14 protein-coding genes are annotated in these 20,263 nt (G+C 28.9%); all 14 read right to left on the bottom strand.

The window, feature by feature from the left end:
* Nucleotides 1–85 precede the first annotated feature (85 nt).
* Complete coding sequence (gene pfkA / locus CSBG_RS01000) at nt 86–1,045, bottom strand: 6-phosphofructokinase (protein WP_008676294.1); 960 nt, start codon at nt 1,043–1,045, stop codon at nt 86–88.
* Between the two features lie 378 nt (nt 1,046–1,423).
* Nucleotides 1,424–4,981 (bottom strand): DNA polymerase III subunit alpha, encoded by a 3,558-nt coding sequence (locus CSBG_RS00995; RefSeq protein ID WP_099346685.1) that lies wholly within the window; start codon nt 4,979–4,981, stop codon nt 1,424–1,426.
* A gap of 16 nt (nt 4,982–4,997) precedes the next feature.
* The gene (gene whiA / locus CSBG_RS00990; protein ID WP_008676289.1) at nt 4,998–5,948 is read right to left on the bottom strand and encodes a DNA-binding protein WhiA; all 951 of its coding nucleotides are present in this window, start codon (nt 5,946–5,948) and stop codon (nt 4,998–5,000) included.
* Nucleotides 5,949–6,043: 95 nt separating this feature from the next.
* Nucleotides 6,044–7,291: a GHKL domain-containing protein gene (locus tag CSBG_RS00985; RefSeq protein WP_008676288.1), complete on the bottom strand. Its 1,248-nt coding sequence runs from the start codon at nt 7,289–7,291 to the stop codon at nt 6,044–6,046.
* A 186-nt stretch (nt 7,292–7,477) separates the two neighbouring features.
* Nucleotides 7,478–8,833 (bottom strand): gluconeogenesis factor YvcK family protein, encoded by a 1,356-nt coding sequence (locus CSBG_RS00980; protein ID WP_008676287.1) that lies wholly within the window; start codon nt 8,831–8,833, stop codon nt 7,478–7,480.
* Nucleotides 8,830–9,714 carry an RNase adapter RapZ gene (gene rapZ, locus CSBG_RS00975; RefSeq protein WP_008676286.1) on the bottom strand — a complete coding sequence of 295 codons (885 nt, stop codon included), beginning with the start codon at nt 9,712–9,714 and terminating at the stop codon, nt 8,830–8,832. Before rapZ ends, CSBG_RS00980 begins: the two co-directional genes overlap by 4 nt.
* A gap of 199 nt (nt 9,715–9,913) precedes the next feature.
* Nucleotides 9,914–11,029, bottom strand: a complete 1,116-nt coding sequence (hisC, locus tag CSBG_RS00970; protein WP_008676285.1) for a histidinol-phosphate transaminase — start codon at nt 11,027–11,029, stop codon at nt 9,914–9,916.
* A gap of 96 nt (nt 11,030–11,125) precedes the next feature.
* Nucleotides 11,126–11,914, bottom strand: a complete 789-nt coding sequence (locus CSBG_RS00965; protein ID WP_008676284.1) for a TIGR00266 family protein — start codon at nt 11,912–11,914, stop codon at nt 11,126–11,128.
* Between the two features lie 83 nt (nt 11,915–11,997).
* Nucleotides 11,998–12,480, bottom strand: coding sequence for an LURP-one-related family protein (locus CSBG_RS00960; RefSeq protein WP_008676283.1), 483 nt, complete (start codon nt 12,478–12,480; stop codon nt 11,998–12,000).
* A gap of 187 nt (nt 12,481–12,667) precedes the next feature.
* A complete protein-coding gene (gene murB, locus CSBG_RS00955; protein ID WP_008676281.1) occupies nt 12,668–13,588 on the bottom strand; it encodes a UDP-N-acetylmuramate dehydrogenase in 921 nt (306 codons plus the stop codon).
* A gap of 121 nt (nt 13,589–13,709) precedes the next feature.
* Entirely contained in the window at nt 13,710–15,578 is a 1,869-nt protein-coding gene (uvrC, locus tag CSBG_RS00950) for an excinuclease ABC subunit UvrC (protein WP_008676279.1), read from the bottom strand.
* Nucleotides 15,579–15,793: 215 nt separating this feature from the next.
* Nucleotides 15,794–16,339 carry a dTDP-4-dehydrorhamnose 3,5-epimerase gene (gene rfbC, locus CSBG_RS00945; RefSeq protein WP_008676276.1) on the bottom strand — a complete coding sequence of 182 codons (546 nt, stop codon included), beginning with the start codon at nt 16,337–16,339 and terminating at the stop codon, nt 15,794–15,796.
* A gap of 174 nt (nt 16,340–16,513) precedes the next feature.
* Nucleotides 16,514–17,980 carry a penicillin-binding protein 2 gene (locus tag CSBG_RS00940; RefSeq protein WP_008676274.1) on the bottom strand — a complete coding sequence of 489 codons (1,467 nt, stop codon included), beginning with the start codon at nt 17,978–17,980 and terminating at the stop codon, nt 16,514–16,516.
* 159 nt (nt 17,981–18,139) lie between these two features.
* Nucleotides 18,140–20,137, bottom strand: coding sequence for a methyl-accepting chemotaxis protein (locus CSBG_RS00935; protein ID WP_008676272.1), 1,998 nt, complete (start codon nt 20,135–20,137; stop codon nt 18,140–18,142).
* Nucleotides 20,138–20,263: the final 126 nt, after the last annotated feature.

Below are 20,263 nucleotides of genomic sequence, written 5' to 3'. Positions count from 1 at the left end.
TTAATTTAAGTATATATTTTATTTTAGCTTAGTAAAATATTATTAATATATTTATATAGTTGAGTAATAAATCAAAGATTTAATTCTAAGATGAAATTTCATTTGCTATTTCAAATAACTTTTCGTCAAATTTTCTATCTAATGATAAGGCTTCATCTATATCTTGATCGATTATCTCATTATTTTTTATTCCTATAACTCTTGATGTTTTTCCTTCTAATAGAACTTCTACTGCTTTAGAACCCATTCTAGATGCTAAAACTCTATCAGTTGCTGTTGGGCTTCCACCTCTTTGAATATGACCTAAAACTGTTGCTCTTGTTTCAATACCTGTCACACTTTCAACATATTTAGCTAACTCTTGTGCCCCACCTACTCCTTCTGCTAGTAAAACTAAGTTGTGAATTTTACCTTTTTGTTTACCTTCTAATATTACTTTGCAAAGTTCTTCTTTTGAGAATCCTTTTTCTGGAGTTATTATATATTCTGCTCCACCTGCTATACCAGCATATAAAGCTAAATCACCACAATCTCTTCCCATTACTTCTACTATTGAAACTCTTTCATGAGAAGTTGATGTATCTCTAATTTTATCTATTGCATCAATTACTGTATTTAATGCAGTATCAAATCCTATTGTAAAATCAGTATAAGTTAAATCATTATCTATTGTTCCTGGTAATCCTACAGTTTTTACACCTAACTTTGATAAAAGTTTAGCTCCTGTAAATGATCCATCACCACCAATTACTACTAATGCATCTACTCCATATGCTTTCAATATCTTAGTAGCTTTAACTCTTACTTCTTCTTTTTTAAATTCAACGCATCTAGCAGTTCTTAGGATAGTTCCTCCTCTATGGATAATATCTGATACTGATGATCTATCCATAGTAAATAATTCTCCATTAATTAAACCACTATATCCTCTTTGAACGCCCATTACTTCTATGCCATGATGTAAAGCAGTTCTTACAACGGCTCTTATCGCTGCGTTCATTCCTGGAGCATCTCCACCACTAGTTAAAATAGCTATTTTTTTCATGCTGTTTCCTCCTTAACACCACCGGGACAAAGGTTGTCCCACTTTCTGTGGAATTATCCATTTTTTATTTACTATAATAATTTTATTTATTGCACTATATTAATTTAAGTTTTTTACTAATTTTTATCACCTTATTTATTTTACTTGCTACTTAAAGTTTATGCAACTAAAATAAATACAATATTATGATTTTTATCGACTTTTTTATACTTTCTTACTTATATTATAACCTAATTAATTATTATTTATAGCTTAAATAATAATTTTTTCTTAATTCATATTGTAAATTTTTTTTAACTTTTCATAATAATATTATTTTATATTTAATTAAAAAATACAATTAAGTAAAAAGGAAAGATTTTAATCCTTCCTTTATTATTATTCTATAATTTTAACATTTTCTTCTCCAGCTATTTCTTTAAAATAACTAACAGCTTCAGATTCCAAATCTATCCATATATCTTTTGGCATTCTATAATTTTTTCTATCATTAGCAGTAAAGATATAAACAGTAGTATCTCCTTTATATTCTGAAGGCATTACTCTTAATTCCTTCATTAAGTTTCTTCCCTCGTCTAAATTATTTGCTCTAATATATACCTTAGAAGTATTTATTTTTTCTAAAGGTTCAACTGTTTCACATATAAGTTTTGGTAATTCATCTTCCTTTATACTTACTCTACCTTTAATAACCACTAAACTATCTTCCTTAATCGATTCTCTAACCTTATCTAATGTCTTAGGAAATACTATTACCTCTATAATACCTGTTAAATCTTCAAGCTTTAAAAATGCCATCATTGTATTACTTCTTGTTATTTTTTGATTTGACTCAGCAATTATACCTCCAAGTATAACTCTTTCTTCATCATGTATTATGTCCTCAGGCAAGTCAGTTTGATTGAATGTATCACTTATTATCTCATATGATTTATATACCTTATCTATATTGGTAGTAGTTTGAACTTTTAAGCTATCAGCATATTCATCTAAAGGATGCCCTGATAAATATAATCCTGTCATTTCCTTTTCCATTGCTAAAATATTTTTTTTTGCAAACTCTTTTATATTGGGATAATTAATTTCAGGTAGCTCAATTTCTTCTTCCATACCAAATAAACTTATTTGTCCATCTATATTTCTTTTTCTTTCACTGGATACACTATCCATCAGCTTTTCATACACTGCCAAAAGCTTTGATCTAAATACATCAAAACAATCAAGTGCTCCAGCCTTTATAAGACTTTCTATTGCTCTTTTATTTACAGATGATAAATCTATTTTGTTTATGAAATCCATCAAGGACTCAAATTCTCCTTTATTATTTCTAGACTCTACAATAGTTTCTACAACATTATATCCTACATTTTTTATTGCAGCTAAACCAAATATAATCTTATCGCCTTTAACTGTAAACTTGGAATAACTCTCATTTATATCTGGCGGTAATACTTGTATACCAAGACTTTCTGCAAAATTTATGTAATGGGCTACTTTTTCACTTGTTCCCATAACTGAATTAAGCATTGCTGCTATAGTTTCAACAGGATAGTATTTCATCAAATATGCAGTTTGATATCCTATAACTGCATATGCAGCTGCATGGGATTTATTAAATGCATAGGAAGCAAAATCCATCATTTGATCAAAAATTTTGTTTGCGGCTTCTTCTGATATACCGTTTCTTTTACATCCTGGAACTTCTATATTTCCATTATCATCTACAACTCCATATATAAAGTTTTTTCTTTCTTCCTCCATGACCTTATGCTTCTTTTTAGACATGGCTCTTCTTACAAGGTCACTTCTGCCCATAGAATATCCAGCTAACTTTCTAACTATCTCCATTACTTGCTCTTGATAAACCATTACTCCATAAGTAACATTTAAAATATCTTCAAGCTCTGGAACTTCATATTCAACTTTATCTGGATTCTGCTTACATTCAACATATCTTGGAATTTCACCCATAGGACCTGGTCTATATAATGATATTCCTGCAATTATATCTTCTAAGCAATCTGGCTTTAATTCCTTCATAAACGAAGTCATTCCTGGAGATTCTAATTGGAATACACCTGCTGTTTTTCCTTCTCCAATCATATTATATACATCTTTATCTTCAAAATTAATCTTATCTAGATTTATATCAATTCCTTGGTTTTCTTTTATCATTTTAACAGCATCATTCATAACTGTTAATGTCCTTAATCCAAGGAAATCCATTTTAAGTAGTCCAAGCTCTTCTAATGTAGTCATATCAAATTGAGCTACTATAGAATCTTCATTTCTTTGAAGTGGTACATATTCAACTAATGGCTTAGATGCTATAACTACTCCTGCAGCATGAGTTGATGAATGCCTAGGCAATCCTTCTAAGTCCTTACTTACATCTATTAAAGCTTTTACTCTTTCTTCATTATTATATGCTGCTTTAAGTTCTGGATTTATTTCTAAAGCCTTATCAATAGTAATACCTAGCATAGTTGGTATCATTTTAGCTATTCTATCTACCTCTGCATAAGAATAATTCATAGCTCTTCCTACATCTCTTATACATGCTCTAGGTGCCATTGTTCCAAAGGTTATTATTTGTGAAACATTATTTATTCCATACTTCTCAACAACATAATCAATAACTTCCTGTCTTCTTTCATAGCAAAAATCCGAATCTATATCGGGCATGCTTACTCTTTCTGGATTTAAAAATCTTTCAAAAAGCAAACTATATTTTATTGGATCTATCTTTGTTATACCTAAAGTATAAGCAACTATTGAACCTGCTGCCGATCCACGCCCTGGTCCAGTTGGAATTCCATTTTCATTAGAAAATCTAATAAAATCCCAAGTTATTAAAAAGTAATCTACATATCCCATTTGTTTGATTACTGATAATTCATATTCTAATCTTTCAATATATCCACAGGCTTCTTCATTTGTTTTATAATAATCCACAAGTTCTTCCACATTTAGTGGTCTATTTAAGAACTCCTTAAATACCTCATATCTTTCTATCAATCCAGAATAACATACGTTTTTTAAGTACTCATACGGTTCTATACCTTCTGGAACTGGAAATTTAGGAAGTTTTGATACATGGAACTCATAATCAAAGTTACATTCTTCCGCAATTTTTATTGTATTTTCTAAAGCCTCTGGAATATGTGAAAACATATCCCACATTTGCTCTGGGGATTTTAAGTAAAATTGATCTGAAGGATACCTCCTTCTATTCGGATCATCAATCGTCTTTCCTGTTTGAATACACATAAGTACATCATGTGACTCTGAATCTCTTTGATTTATGTAATGTACATCATTTGTTGCTATTAGAGGAATTCCTGTTTCTTTTGATAACTTAATATTTCCTTCTATAACTTTTCTTTGTTCATCCATACCATGATTTTGTATCTCTAGGTAAAATCCATCTTTAAAAATATCTTTATACAAAAGAGCCACTTCTTTAGCTTTTTCATAATTATCCTTAAGATGCCATGACTGAACCTCTCCCCCTAAGCAAGCACTTAAAGCAATAAGTCCATCACTGTGGCTTCTTAAAAAATCATGATCAACTCTTGGCTTATAATAAAATCCTCTTATAGATGCTTGAGATACAATTTCCATAAGATTTTTATATCCCTCTTCATTTTTAACTAATAATACTAAGTGATGGGTGCTATTTTCCTTATCATTTATTTTAATATCCATAGACTTTGCAGCTACATATATTTCACATCCAAGTATAGGTTTTATTCCTTGTTCTATAGCTTCTTTATAGAAAGATACGCAACCATACATAACACCATGATCAGTAATTGCTATACTGTCCATCCCTAATTCCTTAGCTCTACTTATTATTTTTTTAATTTTTCCTGAACCATCAAGCAAACTATATTCAGTATGGAGATGTAGATGGGTAAATTTTTTACTCAACAAAAACACCGCCTTTCTTTTAATATGTTCCCGACCTAACTTCTTCAGCTATCTTTTCTATTTTTCTCAGTCTATGATTAACTCCTGATTTTCCTACAGGAGGATCCAACATTTCTCCAAGTTCCTTAAGTGACTCATCTGGATAGCTTAATCTAAGTTCTGCTATTTCTCTTAAGTTTTTTGGTAATCTTTGAAGCCCTATTTCTCTTTGAATAAGCTTTATGCTTTCAACTTGTCTTACTGCAGCATTTACTGTTTTACTTAAATTTGCTGTTTCACAGTTTACAAGCCTATTAACGTTATTTCTCATTTCTTTCATTATTCTTATATTTTCTAATTCTAATAATGATGTATGTGCACCTATTATTCCTAAAAGATTTGAAATTTGCTCTCCCTCTTTTAGATAAATAATATGGCTATTTTTTCTTTGTATTACTTTTGAATTTAATCCAAAAGTATTTATTAAAACTGATAAATCCTTAGCATAATCTTCACTATGAGTAACGAATTCTAGGTGATAAGTTTTTTCTGGGTTACTTATACTTCCACCACCTATAAAAGCTCCTCTTACATATGCTCTTTTTAATTCTTCTGTCCTAACCATATTTTCATCTATTCTGTAGTCTAAAGTTAATACTCCTTCTACCTCTGTTAGTATTCCAGTATCTCTTAAAAGATCTCTAACTCCCATAGATTCCTCTATAAGTACCATATATATATTATTTTTCTTTAATGAATTACTTTTCTTAACCATAAGTTTTGAATGTATATTAAAATGTTCTTTTAGTAAACTAAATATATGTCTTGCAGATGCTGGGTTTTCAGTGGTAATCCTAAACGCTAACCCTAAGCCACTAAAGGATATTGTTCCACTTACTTTCATTATTGCTGAAATCTCAGCTAATGCTTCTTCTTTTGTTAATTCAGAATGTCTGCAAATTTCTCCTTTTACCTTTGATGAAAATGACATATGGCCTATTTCTCCTTATTATCTATTGTTATCATGTAATTATATCACAAATCATAATAAAAATTTATATGTAAATTATAGCTTTAATTATTAATTTAGATTAATATTTCTATAACTAAGTTTTCTTCGATTATTCTTCCCTTTATATCACCTTTATATTTTTTAACTATTTTCTTTACATTATATAAGCCGTACCCTCTGCCCTTTCCTTTACTTGAAAATCCCTTTTTAAAAAAGCCATCTATTTCTTCATTTGATATATCTAATCCGCAAATACTATTTATAACTTCTATTTTGTTTTTTTCACTTTTATTAATTCTTATAGTAATCTCTTTTTTTAGCGAATTCTTAGTAGCTTCAATAGCATTATTTAATAAATTACTTAGTATTATTGTTATCTCTGATTCATCTAAGCAACTTTCTTCTATATTACTATCAATAAAATAATTTAACTTTATTCCATGCTGTTCACATTCAACTAGTTTACTATATAAAATAGCTTTAATCATCGTGCTCTCGATGTCTATTACAGAAATTAATATATTTGTGTTATCTAATTCACCTATATACTTTTTCGCTCTGTTCTTTAACTCCGGAATATCTTTTGATACCTGTATCATTGAATATAGTATATTTATATGATTCTTATATTCATGCTCATTTGCTCTTATATTCTCTATTATGTCATCTAATAATGGATTGTAAGCATTTTTTACTTCTATACTTTTATTCTTTAGTACAGTTTTATGTAATGACCTATAAAAATTTACATTTAAAAATATATTTATAAGAATAAGTAAGTTTATTTCTATAACAATTAAATTTGAAAATTCTCCGCTATCATAAATAATTTTATATATCATAAAAAACATAAATATATTTAAAAATATATTTGATATTAAAAGATTATCTTCAATATATTCTTCAAAATCCAAACTTTTCTTTTTTGTATATCTTCTATAAGATATAATAATTAATAATATACTAATAGCAAAAAATAGTAGCTGAACAAAAGCTAATTCCTTTGTTTTTTTAGTAAATAAATACAATACCGTTACTAATGTACTTTGTAATGCAAAAGTTATAACAACGCATATTACTATTTCCGTTAATACTAAATTTTTGTCTTTTTTATCAACTATTGCTATTGCAATAATTTCTGATAATAACAATATGACATACACTAACAAAACATTTATATTTTTAAAATTATAAAATAATACACTACAAATTGCTATTATAATAGCATACTTTAATAAGTTCTCTTTCTTATTTTTATTAAATAATGCATTATACAATAAAACCACTAACATCATTTCTATAAATATCATCAATACGTCCATAAAATACATCCTCTATACCAATAAATTTGCTTGGAGTAAATTGAATTTTAACTTTAACCTCCTCGTATGTTTTTCCCAGCTATATACTATATTCTAACAAATTATTATATATTTTTCCATATTATACATTAATATTACAATATATTGCTTTAAAGCAAAAAAATAACTAAGAGGGTTTTACTCCTCTTAGTTATTTTCTTTATCAATCTTATTCTTTTTATCTCTCTCTTTAATTCTTTGTGATACATACATATATTCTATTATTTTCTTTCTATCATATAACAATTTCTTCTCCATTATTGTATCTACTAAAACTTCTGCTAAATATTCTGAATCATGCTTAACATAACCTTTTTCTATTTTTGCTAAAGAAGCTTCAACTACCTCTACCCCTAAGCCTTTTATTTCTTTTGTGTCTAACTCTACTAATTGTGAGTTATCTAATGAATATCTCTTCTTTATATCACTAGGAATATCTCCTCTATTAGCAATTACATAATCTACAATTCCTCTTCCGCCATATTTTTTTAATATCTTTATATGATCAGAGGCTTTAAACCCATGTGTTTCTCCTGGTTGGGTCATTATATTCGATATATATATCTTTATTGCATCACTTTTTCTTATACTTTCCGAAATATCTTTTACTAATAAATTTGGTATTATACTTGTATATAGACTCCCTGGTCCTAATACTATTGCATCAGCTTCCTCTATTGCTTTTATAGCATCTTCCAGAGGCTTTGCATCATTAGGCTCTATCATAAGTTTTTTTATTCTTGAATTTTGATTTAATACTTCATCTGGGATTTGAGACTCTCCCTCTACTTTATTACCATTTTCAAGTTCTGCAATTAATTTCATATCCTCTAATGTAACTGGCAATACCTTTCCTGTTACAGCTAATACAGAACTCATTTTTTGAACAGCATCTTCAAAATTATCACTTACTCCATCCATAGCTGCTAAAAATAAGTTACCAAAGCTTTGATTTTTTAATCTTCCATCTGGGAATCTATATTGAAGTAACTCCTCCATTAGTGGCTCTGTATCTGCAAGTGCTAATATACAGTTTCTTATATCTCCAGGTGGTAGCATCCCTAAGTCCTCTCTTAGAGCACCTGAGCCCCCTCCATCATCAGCAACTGTTACTATTGCAGTTATATTTGATGTATAGTATTTTAAGCCTCTTAGCATAGTTGACAATCCTGTACCACCACCAACAACTACAATCTTAGGCCCCTTTACTAATAACCTTTTTTCATATATAAGATTTTCCATTTTCCTACTATCTAATGATAACTGAATGTATCCCTTATTTGTAAGTGCTATTATTGACTTCATACTTTCTATAACAGATATATATATAACGAATACTCCTGTTATGTTTAAAAATATATAAAATATTTTGTAATAAAAATCATAAACTCTTCGCACTGCTAATTCTGTAAATCCAAATGCTATTAAAAGAATTCCAAATATTCCAAAGAAAAGCCATCTTTTAATTCTAACCCCTGGTTTCAACCAATCTTTTATACTCATAGCTTTTTAGCTCCTTGATGTACATCTTCTCTTATATCTCTGTGTTCAACAGAAGCATTGTAATTTCTTTCTAGCAACTTCTTATATAAAGCATTCGCTATAGCTACAGACCTATGTCTTCCTCCTGTGCAACCAACTGATATTATAAGTTGTCTCTTTCCTTCCTTCTTATAATTAGGTATCAAAAAGTCCAACATATCATCTGCTCTTTTTATAAAACCTTTAGTTTCCTCTTGATCAAGAACATATTTTTTTACTGGCTCATCATTACCTGAATATGGCTTAAGATCAGGAATATAAAATGGATTTGGTATAAATCTAACATCAAATACTAAATCTGAATCAACTGGTATTCCATATTTAAACCCAAAGCTTAAGATAGTCACGGAAAGTTGCTGTTCTGGCTGCTTTACATCTCCATAATTCTTATTCATTTCTTCTCTTAAGTCCCTAATTGCATACTTTGATGTATCTATAATTATATCTGCTCTATCCTTTACTTCCCTTAATCTATTTCTTTCCTCATTAATTCCTGTAATAACTCTACTTCCAGGTGCTAATGGATGGCTTCTTCTTGATTCTTTAAATCTTTTTACTAATACTTCATCTGCTGCATCTAAGAATAGTATCTCATATTTAAAATCTTGTCTTTTTAAATAATTTAAACTTTCAAATAAATCATCAAAGAAAATTCCGCCTCTTATATCTATTACTAATGCAACTTTATTTATTTTTCCTTGGCTTTGAACACAGGCTTCCGCAAACTTTGGTATTAACTTTGGAGGAAGATTATCTACACAAAAGTATCCCATATCTTCAAGGCTTCTTGTTGCTTCTGTTTTACCTGCTCCTGATAGTCCTGTAACTATTATAAATCTCATGATAATGCCTCCTTTTTAATTCGAAGATTGTATAGTTAAATTATAACATATCAAGCTTATTTATATAAGTTATAATAAATATTATACTTACAGTTGAATATGCATATATTATATACAGAATAAATATCTATATGGATACTTAAAATAATTTTGTTTTAAAATAAAAATAGAGAAAAGTTATCACTCTTCTCTACCAAAACTATTCTTTATCTCTTTCTTTTATAGCATTATATAACAACTCACAAAACTCTACATTTTGCTCCTTAGTTCCTATACTTACTCTTATCCATTCAGGCATATCTAATAAGTATCCTGGTCTTATTATATATCCATGTCTTAATAGATATTCATGTATTGGCCTATCATCACCATTTACATTAACCATTATAAAATTAGCCTGTGATTCTATACATTCTAGTCCCATTTCGTTAAACTTCTTTGTTAAATAACTTCTTTGTTCTTTATTAAAGATTTTAACAGTATTTATAAATTCTTCATCTTCTATAGCTACAACTGCTGCTTTCTGAGCAAATAAATTTACATCAAATGCATTTATAACTCTATTAATATAATCTACTATCTCTTCATTAGCAATTCCATATCCAAATCTTAATGAAGCTAATCCATAAGCCTTAGATAGAGTCCTTAATACTATCATATTAGGATATGACTTTAATAATTCCAATGAATTAGGATAATCTTCTGAATCAACGTATTCACTGTAAGCTTCATCCATTATTATAATTACATCCTCTGGTATCTTGCATAATACTTTATCTAAATCCTCTTTTGTAAAAATACCTCCGGTAGGATTGTTAGGATTGCATAGCCACAATAACTTTGTTTTATCCGTTATTGCATCTATCATAGCTTCTAAATCTAATCCATTATTTTTTAATGGAACCTTTATTGGCTTTGCTCCCATAAGAATTGTGTTACTCTCGTATCTTGGAAAAGTAATTTCCGCCATTATACTTTCATCATCTTTATCCAGAAATACTTCACATATTACATTTATTAAAGAATCTGATCCCGCCCCACAGAATATCATATCTTTACTTATCCCAAGCTTGCTACTTAAAGTTTGCTTAAAATCATATGAAGATGAATCCGGATACATATTCATCTCATTTACTAATTCAGCCATTAATCTTTTAACTTTATTGGAAGTTCCTAAAGGATTTTCATTAGATGCAAGCTTAACAACTTTATCTATTCCAAATTCCCTTTTCACTTCATCTATTGGCTTTCCTGCTACATACTTACCTAATCTTTTAACTTCATCTCTAATCCTATATTTCATTTTTCTGTCCAATTCCTGGACTATCCCCCTTTGTTATTTATTGCTATAATTTCAATTTATTTAACAACTTAAAATAATTATACATACGTTATAATAAATATTCCAGTATTAATTTTCAAAAAGATTACCTAATGAACCAAGAACACTTCCTTGATCAACCTGTTTCCCCATGTTTTGCGGTGCAGCTGAATATACTCTTGATGCTAATTTACTAAATGGTAAACTTTGAATCCATACATCCCCTGGGCCAGTTAATGTTGCAAAAAATAATCCTTCTCCGCCAAATACAGCATTTTTAAATCCACCTACAAATTGTATATCATAATTTACATTTTGAGTCATAGCAACTAAGCAACCTGTATCTATTTTTATAGTATCTCCTGGCATTAATGTCTTTTTTACAATAGTTCCACCAGCATGTATAAATGCTAAACCATCACCTTCTAGTTTTTGCAATATAAATCCTTCTCCACCAAAGAATCCTGTTCCTAGCTTCTTTGTAAATGCTATTCCTACACTAATTCCTTTTGCACAACATAGAAATGAATCTTTTTGACAAATTAATCTACCACCAAGTTTTCTTAAATCCATTGCAATTATTTTGCCTGGATAAGGAGCAGCAAATGCTACTTTTTGTTTCAAAACTCCGGAGTTTGTAAATTCCGTCATAAATAAGCTTTCACCTGTTATTACTCTTTTTGCCGCACCTCCAAGTTTTCCTAAAAAGCCGCCCTGAGACTTTTGACTTCCATCACCCAAAATCGTTTCCATAGTAATACTATTATCCATCATCATCATTGCTCCAGCTTCTGCAACTACACTTTCCCTTGGATCTAGTTCTATTTCTACATACTGCATTTCATTGCCTAAAATTTCATAATCTACTTCATGAGCCATTATTACTTCCCCTTTTTTATTAAATTTTATAATATTTTATTAATCATACTATTTTATTATAATCATATTGATACTATTTACGGTTAATTATCATCATGGAATCTTACCATATCTATCATTACTAACAACCCTATAAAAAATATATTATATCTTTCATCTAATACTTCTAAAGAATATCTATCTCTTCCGAATGTTAGCTCCTTATCAATTTTTCCGATATTTACTCCATCTTTTTTTATTATGTAATGCCTTCCTAACATGCTATTTGATTCCATACTAATTACTCCTACAATTCCAGTAATATTATACTCTGGTACCATAAATTCTTTTTTTATAGTTGCTATTTCTCTCATATTTTCATCATAAGCTATATATTTATGTGCCCCCAACCTTATTTGTTGTCTCATATAAAGAACTTTTCTTTTATTAGCATCATATATACTAATATTTTTCCCTATATCAAACTTATCTGCCTCTGCAATAAATGCTATATTGTCACTTTCATCCAAGATTTCAAATTTAGCTCCTATTGAAAATAACCTTTCTTTAATATAAAACCTTCTCATAAATCTTGCACTCCTTAAATTATAATATAATTCTATTTAACTTTAAATATAGTATATTATACCATATTATTATTGTCAATATTTTATTAATCACTTTTTATATATTTATAAATTAGCATTTATCTATTTATATTTACTAAAATAAAAAGGTTCAAGAATCCTCTTGAACCTTTTTATTACTCTATATTTATCTTTTATCTTCGCCTATTATTCTAACTTCTGGATGTAATTCTACATCAAATTGCCTTTTTACTTCACTTTGTATATATGCTATTAAATCTAATATATCTTTAGCTGTAGCACCATTTTTATTTATAACAAACCCTGAATGCTTCTCAGAAACAGCTGCTCCACCTATACTATATCCCTTTAGTCCTGCATCCTGTATTAACTTTCCTGCAAAATATCCCTCAGGTCTTTTAAATGTACTTCCGGCTGAAGGATATTCTAACGGTTGCTTTGATTCTCTTTTACAAGTCAAATCATCAACTACCTCTTTAATTTCCTTCTCATCACCATTTTGCAATTTAAATTTTGCTGATAAAACAATATAATTTTTCTTCATTACTATAGAAGATCTATATCCTAATTCAAGCTCATCTTTTGATAAAGATAATATTTTGCCTTCATTGTCAATAACTTCTGCACTATCTATCACATTAGCTATTTCACCATTATAGGCACCTGCATTCATGAATACAGCACCGCCTACAGTTCCAGGAATTCCACAAGCAAATTCAAATCCTGTTAAAGAACTTTTTAAAGCTGCATTAGAAACATCTTTTAACATAGCTCCACACTCAGCTTCAACAATATCTCCGTAAACATTTATGTTCTTTACATCATTTAACTTTATAACAACGCCCTCTATTCCACCGTCTTTTACTAATAAGTTAGATCCATTTCCAACTACGTAGAAAGGTATGTTCTTTTCATTACAAATTTCTATTGTTCTTATAATTTGTTCCTTATTTTCTGGAATCAAAAGTATATCCGCTGGTCCACCTACTCTAAAGTGAACATAATTTTTCATTTCTGCATCAAGAATAATATTTTCGCTTTTGTAAAATTCTTTAAATAAGTTTTCAAATACTTTATATTTATTCATACCTAACTCCTTATAAAATACACGTAGTAATATCTTTTCATAGTATAAATTAAAACTCATGAATAAACAACCCATTAAATGCATATTTATATATAATACTTAAATTGTAACCCTTTTGTTACTATTTTTCCTTAGTGGTAAAATAATCCACTATGCTTTGAGCTGCTTTTTTATCTATACTTGGCGTTTCTAGCAATTCCTCTAAAGTTGCATTCTTAATGTTTTCAACGCTTCCAAACTTCATTAATAGATTTCTCCTTCTTTTTTCTCCTACATTAGGAATATCTTCAAGAATAGAGTGTAATGTTCTTTTATCTCTTAATGTTCTATGATAAGTGATAGCAAACCTATGCACTTCATCTTGTATTCTTCTAATCATTTGCATTAAGTTTGAGCTTCTATTTATTATAAGTTCTTTATTATTATATATAATTCCTCTTGTTTGATGTTTATCGTCTTTTACCAAACCACAAACCGGAATACTTATATTTAACTTTTCTAAAACTTCTAAAGCCACGTTTACTTGACCCTTTCCCCCATCCATCATTATAAGATCTGGGAAACTAGAAAATTTACCACTTGAGAAATTTAAATTTCTCTCTTGAATCTTCTTTATTTCTTCAAGTCCATGAGAAAATCTTCTTTCTAATATTTCTCTCATACTATCATAGTCATTAGCACCCTTTACTGATTTAATTTTAAATCTTCTATAATCGCTATTCTTAGACTTTCCTTCTTCAAAAACAACCATTGTACCAACTGAATCTACACCTTGTATATTAGAAATGTCATATGCTTCTATTCTAAAAGGAGATTCATCTAAATCTAATAAATATTGCAATTCTTCTAAAGATATTCTATTTACTTCCTTTTCTTTAAGGAACTTATCCTTAAATTGCTCTAAAGTTATTTTTGCATTATTCCTTACCATCTCTAGCATATCTTTCTTTTGGCCTTTTTGAGGTATCTTAATCCAAGCCTTAGCCCCTCTTTTTATTGTTAAGAAATCTTCTATAAGCTCTGAATCTTCTATATCTGGCACATATATAGTTCTAGGTATCTTAGCTGTTCCACCATAAAAAGATGTTATGAAATCTTCTAATACTTCCCCAATTTTATCATCTGCTGTATTTTCAAAGATAAAATGTTCACGCCCAGTAATTTTTCCTTCTCTCGAAAAGAATATTTGTATACAGCTGTCCTTTTCATCTTGATATATGTTTATAAAATCTTCATCGCCTTCCATAGTTTTAAATATCTTTTGTTTTTCTACTATTGCTTCGATGGCAAGTATTTTATCTCTATACTTAGCAGCTTTTTCAAACTCAAGATTCATTGATGCATCTTCCATATCTTTTTTTAAGGTCTTTATTATTGTTTTATCCTTACCATTAAGTATATCCATGATATCATTAATCATTTCACTATATTGTTCCTTAGTTACATATCCAGCACAAGGCGCAATACATTTTTTTATATGGTAATTTAAGCAAGGTCTAACTTTTTCTCCACCTTCATTTATTAACAATTTACAAGTTCTTATAGGAAAAATCTTATTAATCAAAGTTATTGTCTCATAGACTGCAGTTCCATTTGTATATGGTCCAAAGTATTTTGCTCCATCTTTAGCATACTTTCGCGTTACAAATACCCTTGGATAATCATCATTTGTAGTTATTTTGATGAAGGGATAAAATTTATCATCTTTTAACGCTATATTATATCTCGGACTATGTTTTTTAATTAAATTACATTCTAAAATTAAAGCTTCCATTTCAGAATCAGTCACTATGTATTCAAACTCAGAAATATTTTTAACCATAACTTTAACTTTTTCTGAGTGGTTTTTTGAATGTTGAAAATAACTTCTTACTCTATTTTTTAAAATTTTTGCCTTCCCAACATAAATAATTTCACCAAGAGAGTTTTTCATTATATAGACACCTGGTTTTTCTGGCAAGTTCTTAAGATGATAATCAAAATCAAACATCAAAATCCTCCCTTCAATTGTATTTCTTGTAATATAAATTTTATCACTATATAAGAAAGTAAACAAAGGGAATTTCTTTACAATTAATACTTAATAGTTGATAATGAACAATTAAGTATTAAACTTCTAGAGATGTTTAAAAAGTTAGATTTCATAATTTAACCTCTCTAAATTATTCTCTTAATTATTCATTATCTATTCTTAACTGCTCATTATTAAAAAGGTGAATTAAATCCCTCAAATTTAGGCCAAACTTTATCTTCACTTTCAACCTCAACTTCATTGCTAAAATCCCAAGGAATATTCAAAGAATCCCAATGTATTCCCCCACGTAACTCTCTAATGAATGGTTTTGTTACTTTATAATAAATTAAGGCATCTTTTTTACCTTTTATATAATATCCATGTGCACACCCCCTTGGAACATATATCAGGTTCTTATTGCTTTCATTTAATTCAACCATAGTATATTTTCCATAAGTTTTAGATTCCTTTCTTAAATCAACTACTACATCTTGTATTTCTCCTATTATGCATGTTATAAGTTTATCATGTTCCTCTGGAGGTAACTGAAAATGCATTCCTCTTACAACTCCTGGCTTTGCTATTGCATAATATTCTTCCTTAAATTCCGTGCTTAATCCATATATATTAAATTGAGTATCATTAAAAATTTTAATTAAATCACAAGTGCTTTCCATTGAAACAGTTGGTGTTATTAAATAACATCCTTCAACATCTAATTGTTTTACTCTAAACATAGTCTAATATCTCCTTTTAACCTCTGAAGTTATTTAGCTTTCTACAAGAAAGCCTAAGAATTAAGTCTCTATTTTAATATATGAGGTAAAAGATAAATAGTGAAAAACTAATAGTAAAAACTAAAACTTTGTAGAAAAATAGGTCGAGAAATAAATTCTCGACCTTTTACTCTATTATTCTCCAAGTACAGCCGCCCTTACAACTTTTGAAGCTATATCAGCTGCTGAACCTGCACCATTTTCACCTTGCTCTACTATTACTGCAACTGCAATTTTAGGATCATCTAAAGGAGCTGCTGATATGAACCATCCATGTGGCACTCCCTCTGAGCCATCATCTAGCATATAATCTGCTGTACCTGTTTTACCTCCAGCGTTAGTTCCTTCAAAAGCTGGCCATCTGTATATATTATTAGAAACTAAATAACCCATGTAATCTTTTATTGTGTTTGCTATTTCCTTCGAAATAACATTACTTTGTAAAGTTTTATTTTGTATTTCCTTAATTGTATTTCCGTCTTTATCTACTATCTTGTTTACTAGCTTAGGCTCCATAAGCACTCCATCATTAGCTACAGTTGCAGCTACTATTGCCATTTGCATTGGACTTGATAATACACTTGCCTGACCTATACCACTTTGTGCTATGTTTCCTAATTCATAATCTTTTAAAGAAGGAAATCTACTTTCAGATATGGACATTCCTATACCTGGAACCCTAGAGTTAAATCCAAATCTTTCTGATACTTCCTTCAACTTTTCATTTCCCATTTCCATTGATAATGTTCCAAAAACTACATTACTTGAAACTCTATATGCCATCTGAAGATCCAAATTTCCATGAGCTTGCTTCATATAATTATTAAGCTCTGTCCCATCATCAAAAGTTATTTTCCCAGTATCATTAAATGTTCTTCCTGTTATACTTGGATCATTTTCTAAAGCTGCTGCTAATGTTATTGTTTTAAATACAGACCCCGGAGGATATAGCCCATTTATTGTTCTGTTTAACAGTTTGCTTTCAGTATCCACACCAGTATTTGCATCTTCTATAGTTTGCTCCAAATTAGTTGGATCATATGTAGGTTTTGAAACCATAGCTAATACTTCACCAGTTTTTGGATTTAATGCAACTACAGCTCCTTTTAAATCTCCCATTGCATCATAAGCTACTTTTTGAAGATTATAATCTAACGTAGTTACTATTCCATTTCCTATTTTTTCTTCATCTCTATTTTCAAATGCTTTCTTTAAATCAAAGTTTTTTAATAAACTTCTAATCCCATTAGAAAAACTACTGTACTTTGATAACTCGTTATCATATTCTTCCTCTAGGCCAGTAATTCCAAACCTCTCATCTATATATCCTAATGCATGAACATATAAATCTCCATATACATATTCTCTACTTTGATTGAACTTATCTACTCTAATACTATTGGTTAGTGGATTTCCATCTTTATCATATATAGTTCCTCTTAAAATTTCATTTCTTCTAGCCCAAAGTCTTTTATTTCCTGAATCATTTGCTATATCAGGGCCCTTAAACACTTGAAAATAGGCTATATATGATATTAATGCTATAAAGCAAAAAAGAAATATCACCATAACGTTTCTTATACTTTTTGCTAAATCGTTCATAAAGTCCTCCTTATTTTGTAAAATCTATTAATATCATTATAACTATAAAGCTATATATTTAAACTGTAAAATTAAAAATACACATCATATTAAGTAATAGGTAAAGGAGTATTGTACTTTTTGCAATACTCCTTTTATATTATACATCAAAATCTTTAATTATACCTTAAATTCACCAATACTCTCTTCCATCTTTTTTGCTAATTCTCTTAAATTTGCAGCCATATTCATTATTTCTTCTGTAGAACTAAATTGCTCTTCTGTTATAGCTGTAATTTCTTCAGTTGCTGCAGCAATTTCTTCCATCGAAGCTGCACTACTTTCAACTATATATAATATCTCTTCTTTCTTAGATGTTACAACATTATTAGAGTTTATTATAGATTCTATAGCACTCCTCATAACCATGATCTCATCACTTATAACTTTTAATGACTCAGCAGTATTTTTCACACTATTGCTTTCTTTTATAGAAACATTTCTTGTTTGCTCCAATATATCAACTGTTCTATTGATCTTTTTATGAATATCTGATGTTGTAATTTTTATTATCTCAGTAGCCTCTTTAGAATTTTCTGCAAGCTTGTTAATTTCCTTTGCAACCACAGCAAAACCTTTTCCAAACTCCCCTGCATGTACAGCTTCTATAGATGCATTGATAGATATTAAATTTATACTATTTGCTATATCATCTATTATATTTACAAAATCATTTATTTTATTTGTACTTGCTGAGATATCTAATATATCATTAGATAAATCTTTTATAGATTTTTGAAGATCTGAATTATCTACTAATAGTTCTTGCATTCCTTCATTATTACTTTTCGCATTCGTACTTAATACCGAATATAAATTATTTAGCACATTAATGGTTTTAGAAACTTCCTTTATAGAATCCCCCAAAACATTAACATTATTAGATATATTGACCATGCTATCAGCCTGCTGTTGTGTTACTACTGAGATATTTTCAATAGAAGTAGCCACTTGCTTAGAAGCTTCATACATCTCATTAGATGACTCATCTATCTTTGTAGTATTCTCATTTAAAACTTCTGATAAAGAAAGATTATCCTTCATTACTGTTGTAAGAATACCAAAAGAATTATTTAACTCCCTTATAACATCACCAATTTCGTCATCCAAATCTATTTTTGATCTTTTAGTAAAGTCTTTTTCTCCCATGGATTTACTCATATTATTTATATCAATTATAGCATTTAAATACTTTTTTATTATGATAGAAGCAACTAATATTATTACTACAGAAAATATTATAGTAATTATTAATGTATATACTATACTTGTAATAATACTTTTATTTAAACTACTTTTATCATAAATACTTGTAATCTTAAAATCATTTGTAAATTTATGATAAGTAAATATTTTACTATTATTACCTATCTTCACCTCATTTTCCTCTTTATTCTGTTCAATTATTTTACTTAATTCATCATTAAGCTTTGTATTTATCTTTTCTTTATTATTACTTGCCATTATTGTTCCAAAACTATCTGTTAAATTAACTTCTATTCCATCCATATTTATTGCATCAATTTGCTCTTGGAACATAGATGTTGAAACCTGAAGAAAATAATCTTTATTATCTATGTTAACTTTTATAACAATAAATCCCTTATCCCCTGATATTATAGCATTTGACCAAGATACTCCCATTGATCCCCCTTGAACAAAAGTTAGTCCATCTACATATGATCTACTTAGTCCCCCTGAATATGCTATAAATTCATTCTTCTCGTTCTTAACAGCTATCGAAGTTACATCTAAATTATTTTTCATAAATGAATCTATAAAACTATTAGCTCTATCCTTATCTTTTATTCCCTTTTCTACTGAATATATTAAATCTTCTAAATCAACAATCATATTACTGATTAAGCTTTTCCCAAACCCCTTTGTTTGCTCTAAAACTTCATTTACCCTAGCTTTCTCATTCCTATACGATATTAAAGATGAATATGCAGCTAACGATAAACTTGATATTAAAGTAATTGTAATAAGAAATATTAATATTTTTTGAGTTATAGTTAATCTTCTTTTATTACTAGACTTCAACTTTCTACTGTCTCTGAATTCGATATCTTTATTAACTTTCTCTTCAAATTTTATCCTTTTGCTTTTTTTAGACAAAATGCTACCTCCCCCGAAGCTATAAATATTTCTCTCTAAAAATTAAATTAACCAAACTATATAAAAATAAAAAAAGTAATGATTCTCACCATTACCTTTTCTTATATTATACTACATTTTATTCCA

Origin of the sequence: Clostridium sp. 7_2_43FAA (genome assembly GCF_000158375.2) — a bacterium.
GTDB lineage: Bacteria > Bacillota > Clostridia > Clostridiales > Clostridiaceae > Clostridium > Clostridium tertium.
The sequence above is the reverse complement of the archived record's forward strand: the minus strand, read 5'-3'. Positions and strand labels throughout refer to the sequence as shown.

Coding starts and splice junctions, on each gene's coding strand:
- rapZ (WP_008676286.1), bottom strand. CDS start 9,714: ATGAGATTTATAATAGTTACAGGACTATCAGGAGCAGGTAAAACAGAA.
- CSBG_RS00985 (WP_008676288.1), bottom strand. CDS start 7,291: ATGGACGTATTGATGATATTTATAGAAATGATGTTAGTGGTTTTATTG.
- rfbC (WP_008676276.1), bottom strand. CDS start 16,339: ATGTTTAGAGTAAAACAATTAGATGTTGAAGGATGTTATTTAATAACA.
- CSBG_RS00960 (WP_008676283.1), bottom strand. CDS start 12,480: ATGAGAAGGTTTTATATTAAAGAAAGGTTATTTTCAATAGGAGCTAAA.
- murB (WP_008676281.1), bottom strand. CDS start 13,588: ATGAATAAATATAAAGTATTTGAAAACTTATTTAAAGAATTTTACAAA.
- CSBG_RS00965 (WP_008676284.1), bottom strand. CDS start 11,914: ATGGCTCATGAAGTAGATTATGAAATTTTAGGCAATGAAATGCAGTAT.
- CSBG_RS00940 (WP_008676274.1), bottom strand. CDS start 17,980: ATGAACGATTTAGCAAAAAGTATAAGAAACGTTATGGTGATATTTCTT.
- pfkA (WP_008676294.1), bottom strand. CDS start 1,045: ATGAAAAAAATAGCTATTTTAACTAGTGGTGGAGATGCTCCAGGAATG.
- whiA (WP_008676289.1), bottom strand. CDS start 5,948: ATGTCATTTTCATCAAAGGTAAAAGGAGAAATTTGCAGACATTCTGAA.
- CSBG_RS00980 (WP_008676287.1), bottom strand. CDS start 8,833: ATGAGTATAAAAGATTGGTTGAAACCAGGGGTTAGAATTAAAAGATGG.
- uvrC (WP_008676279.1), bottom strand. CDS start 15,578: ATGTTTGATTTTGATTATCATCTTAAGAACTTGCCAGAAAAACCAGGT.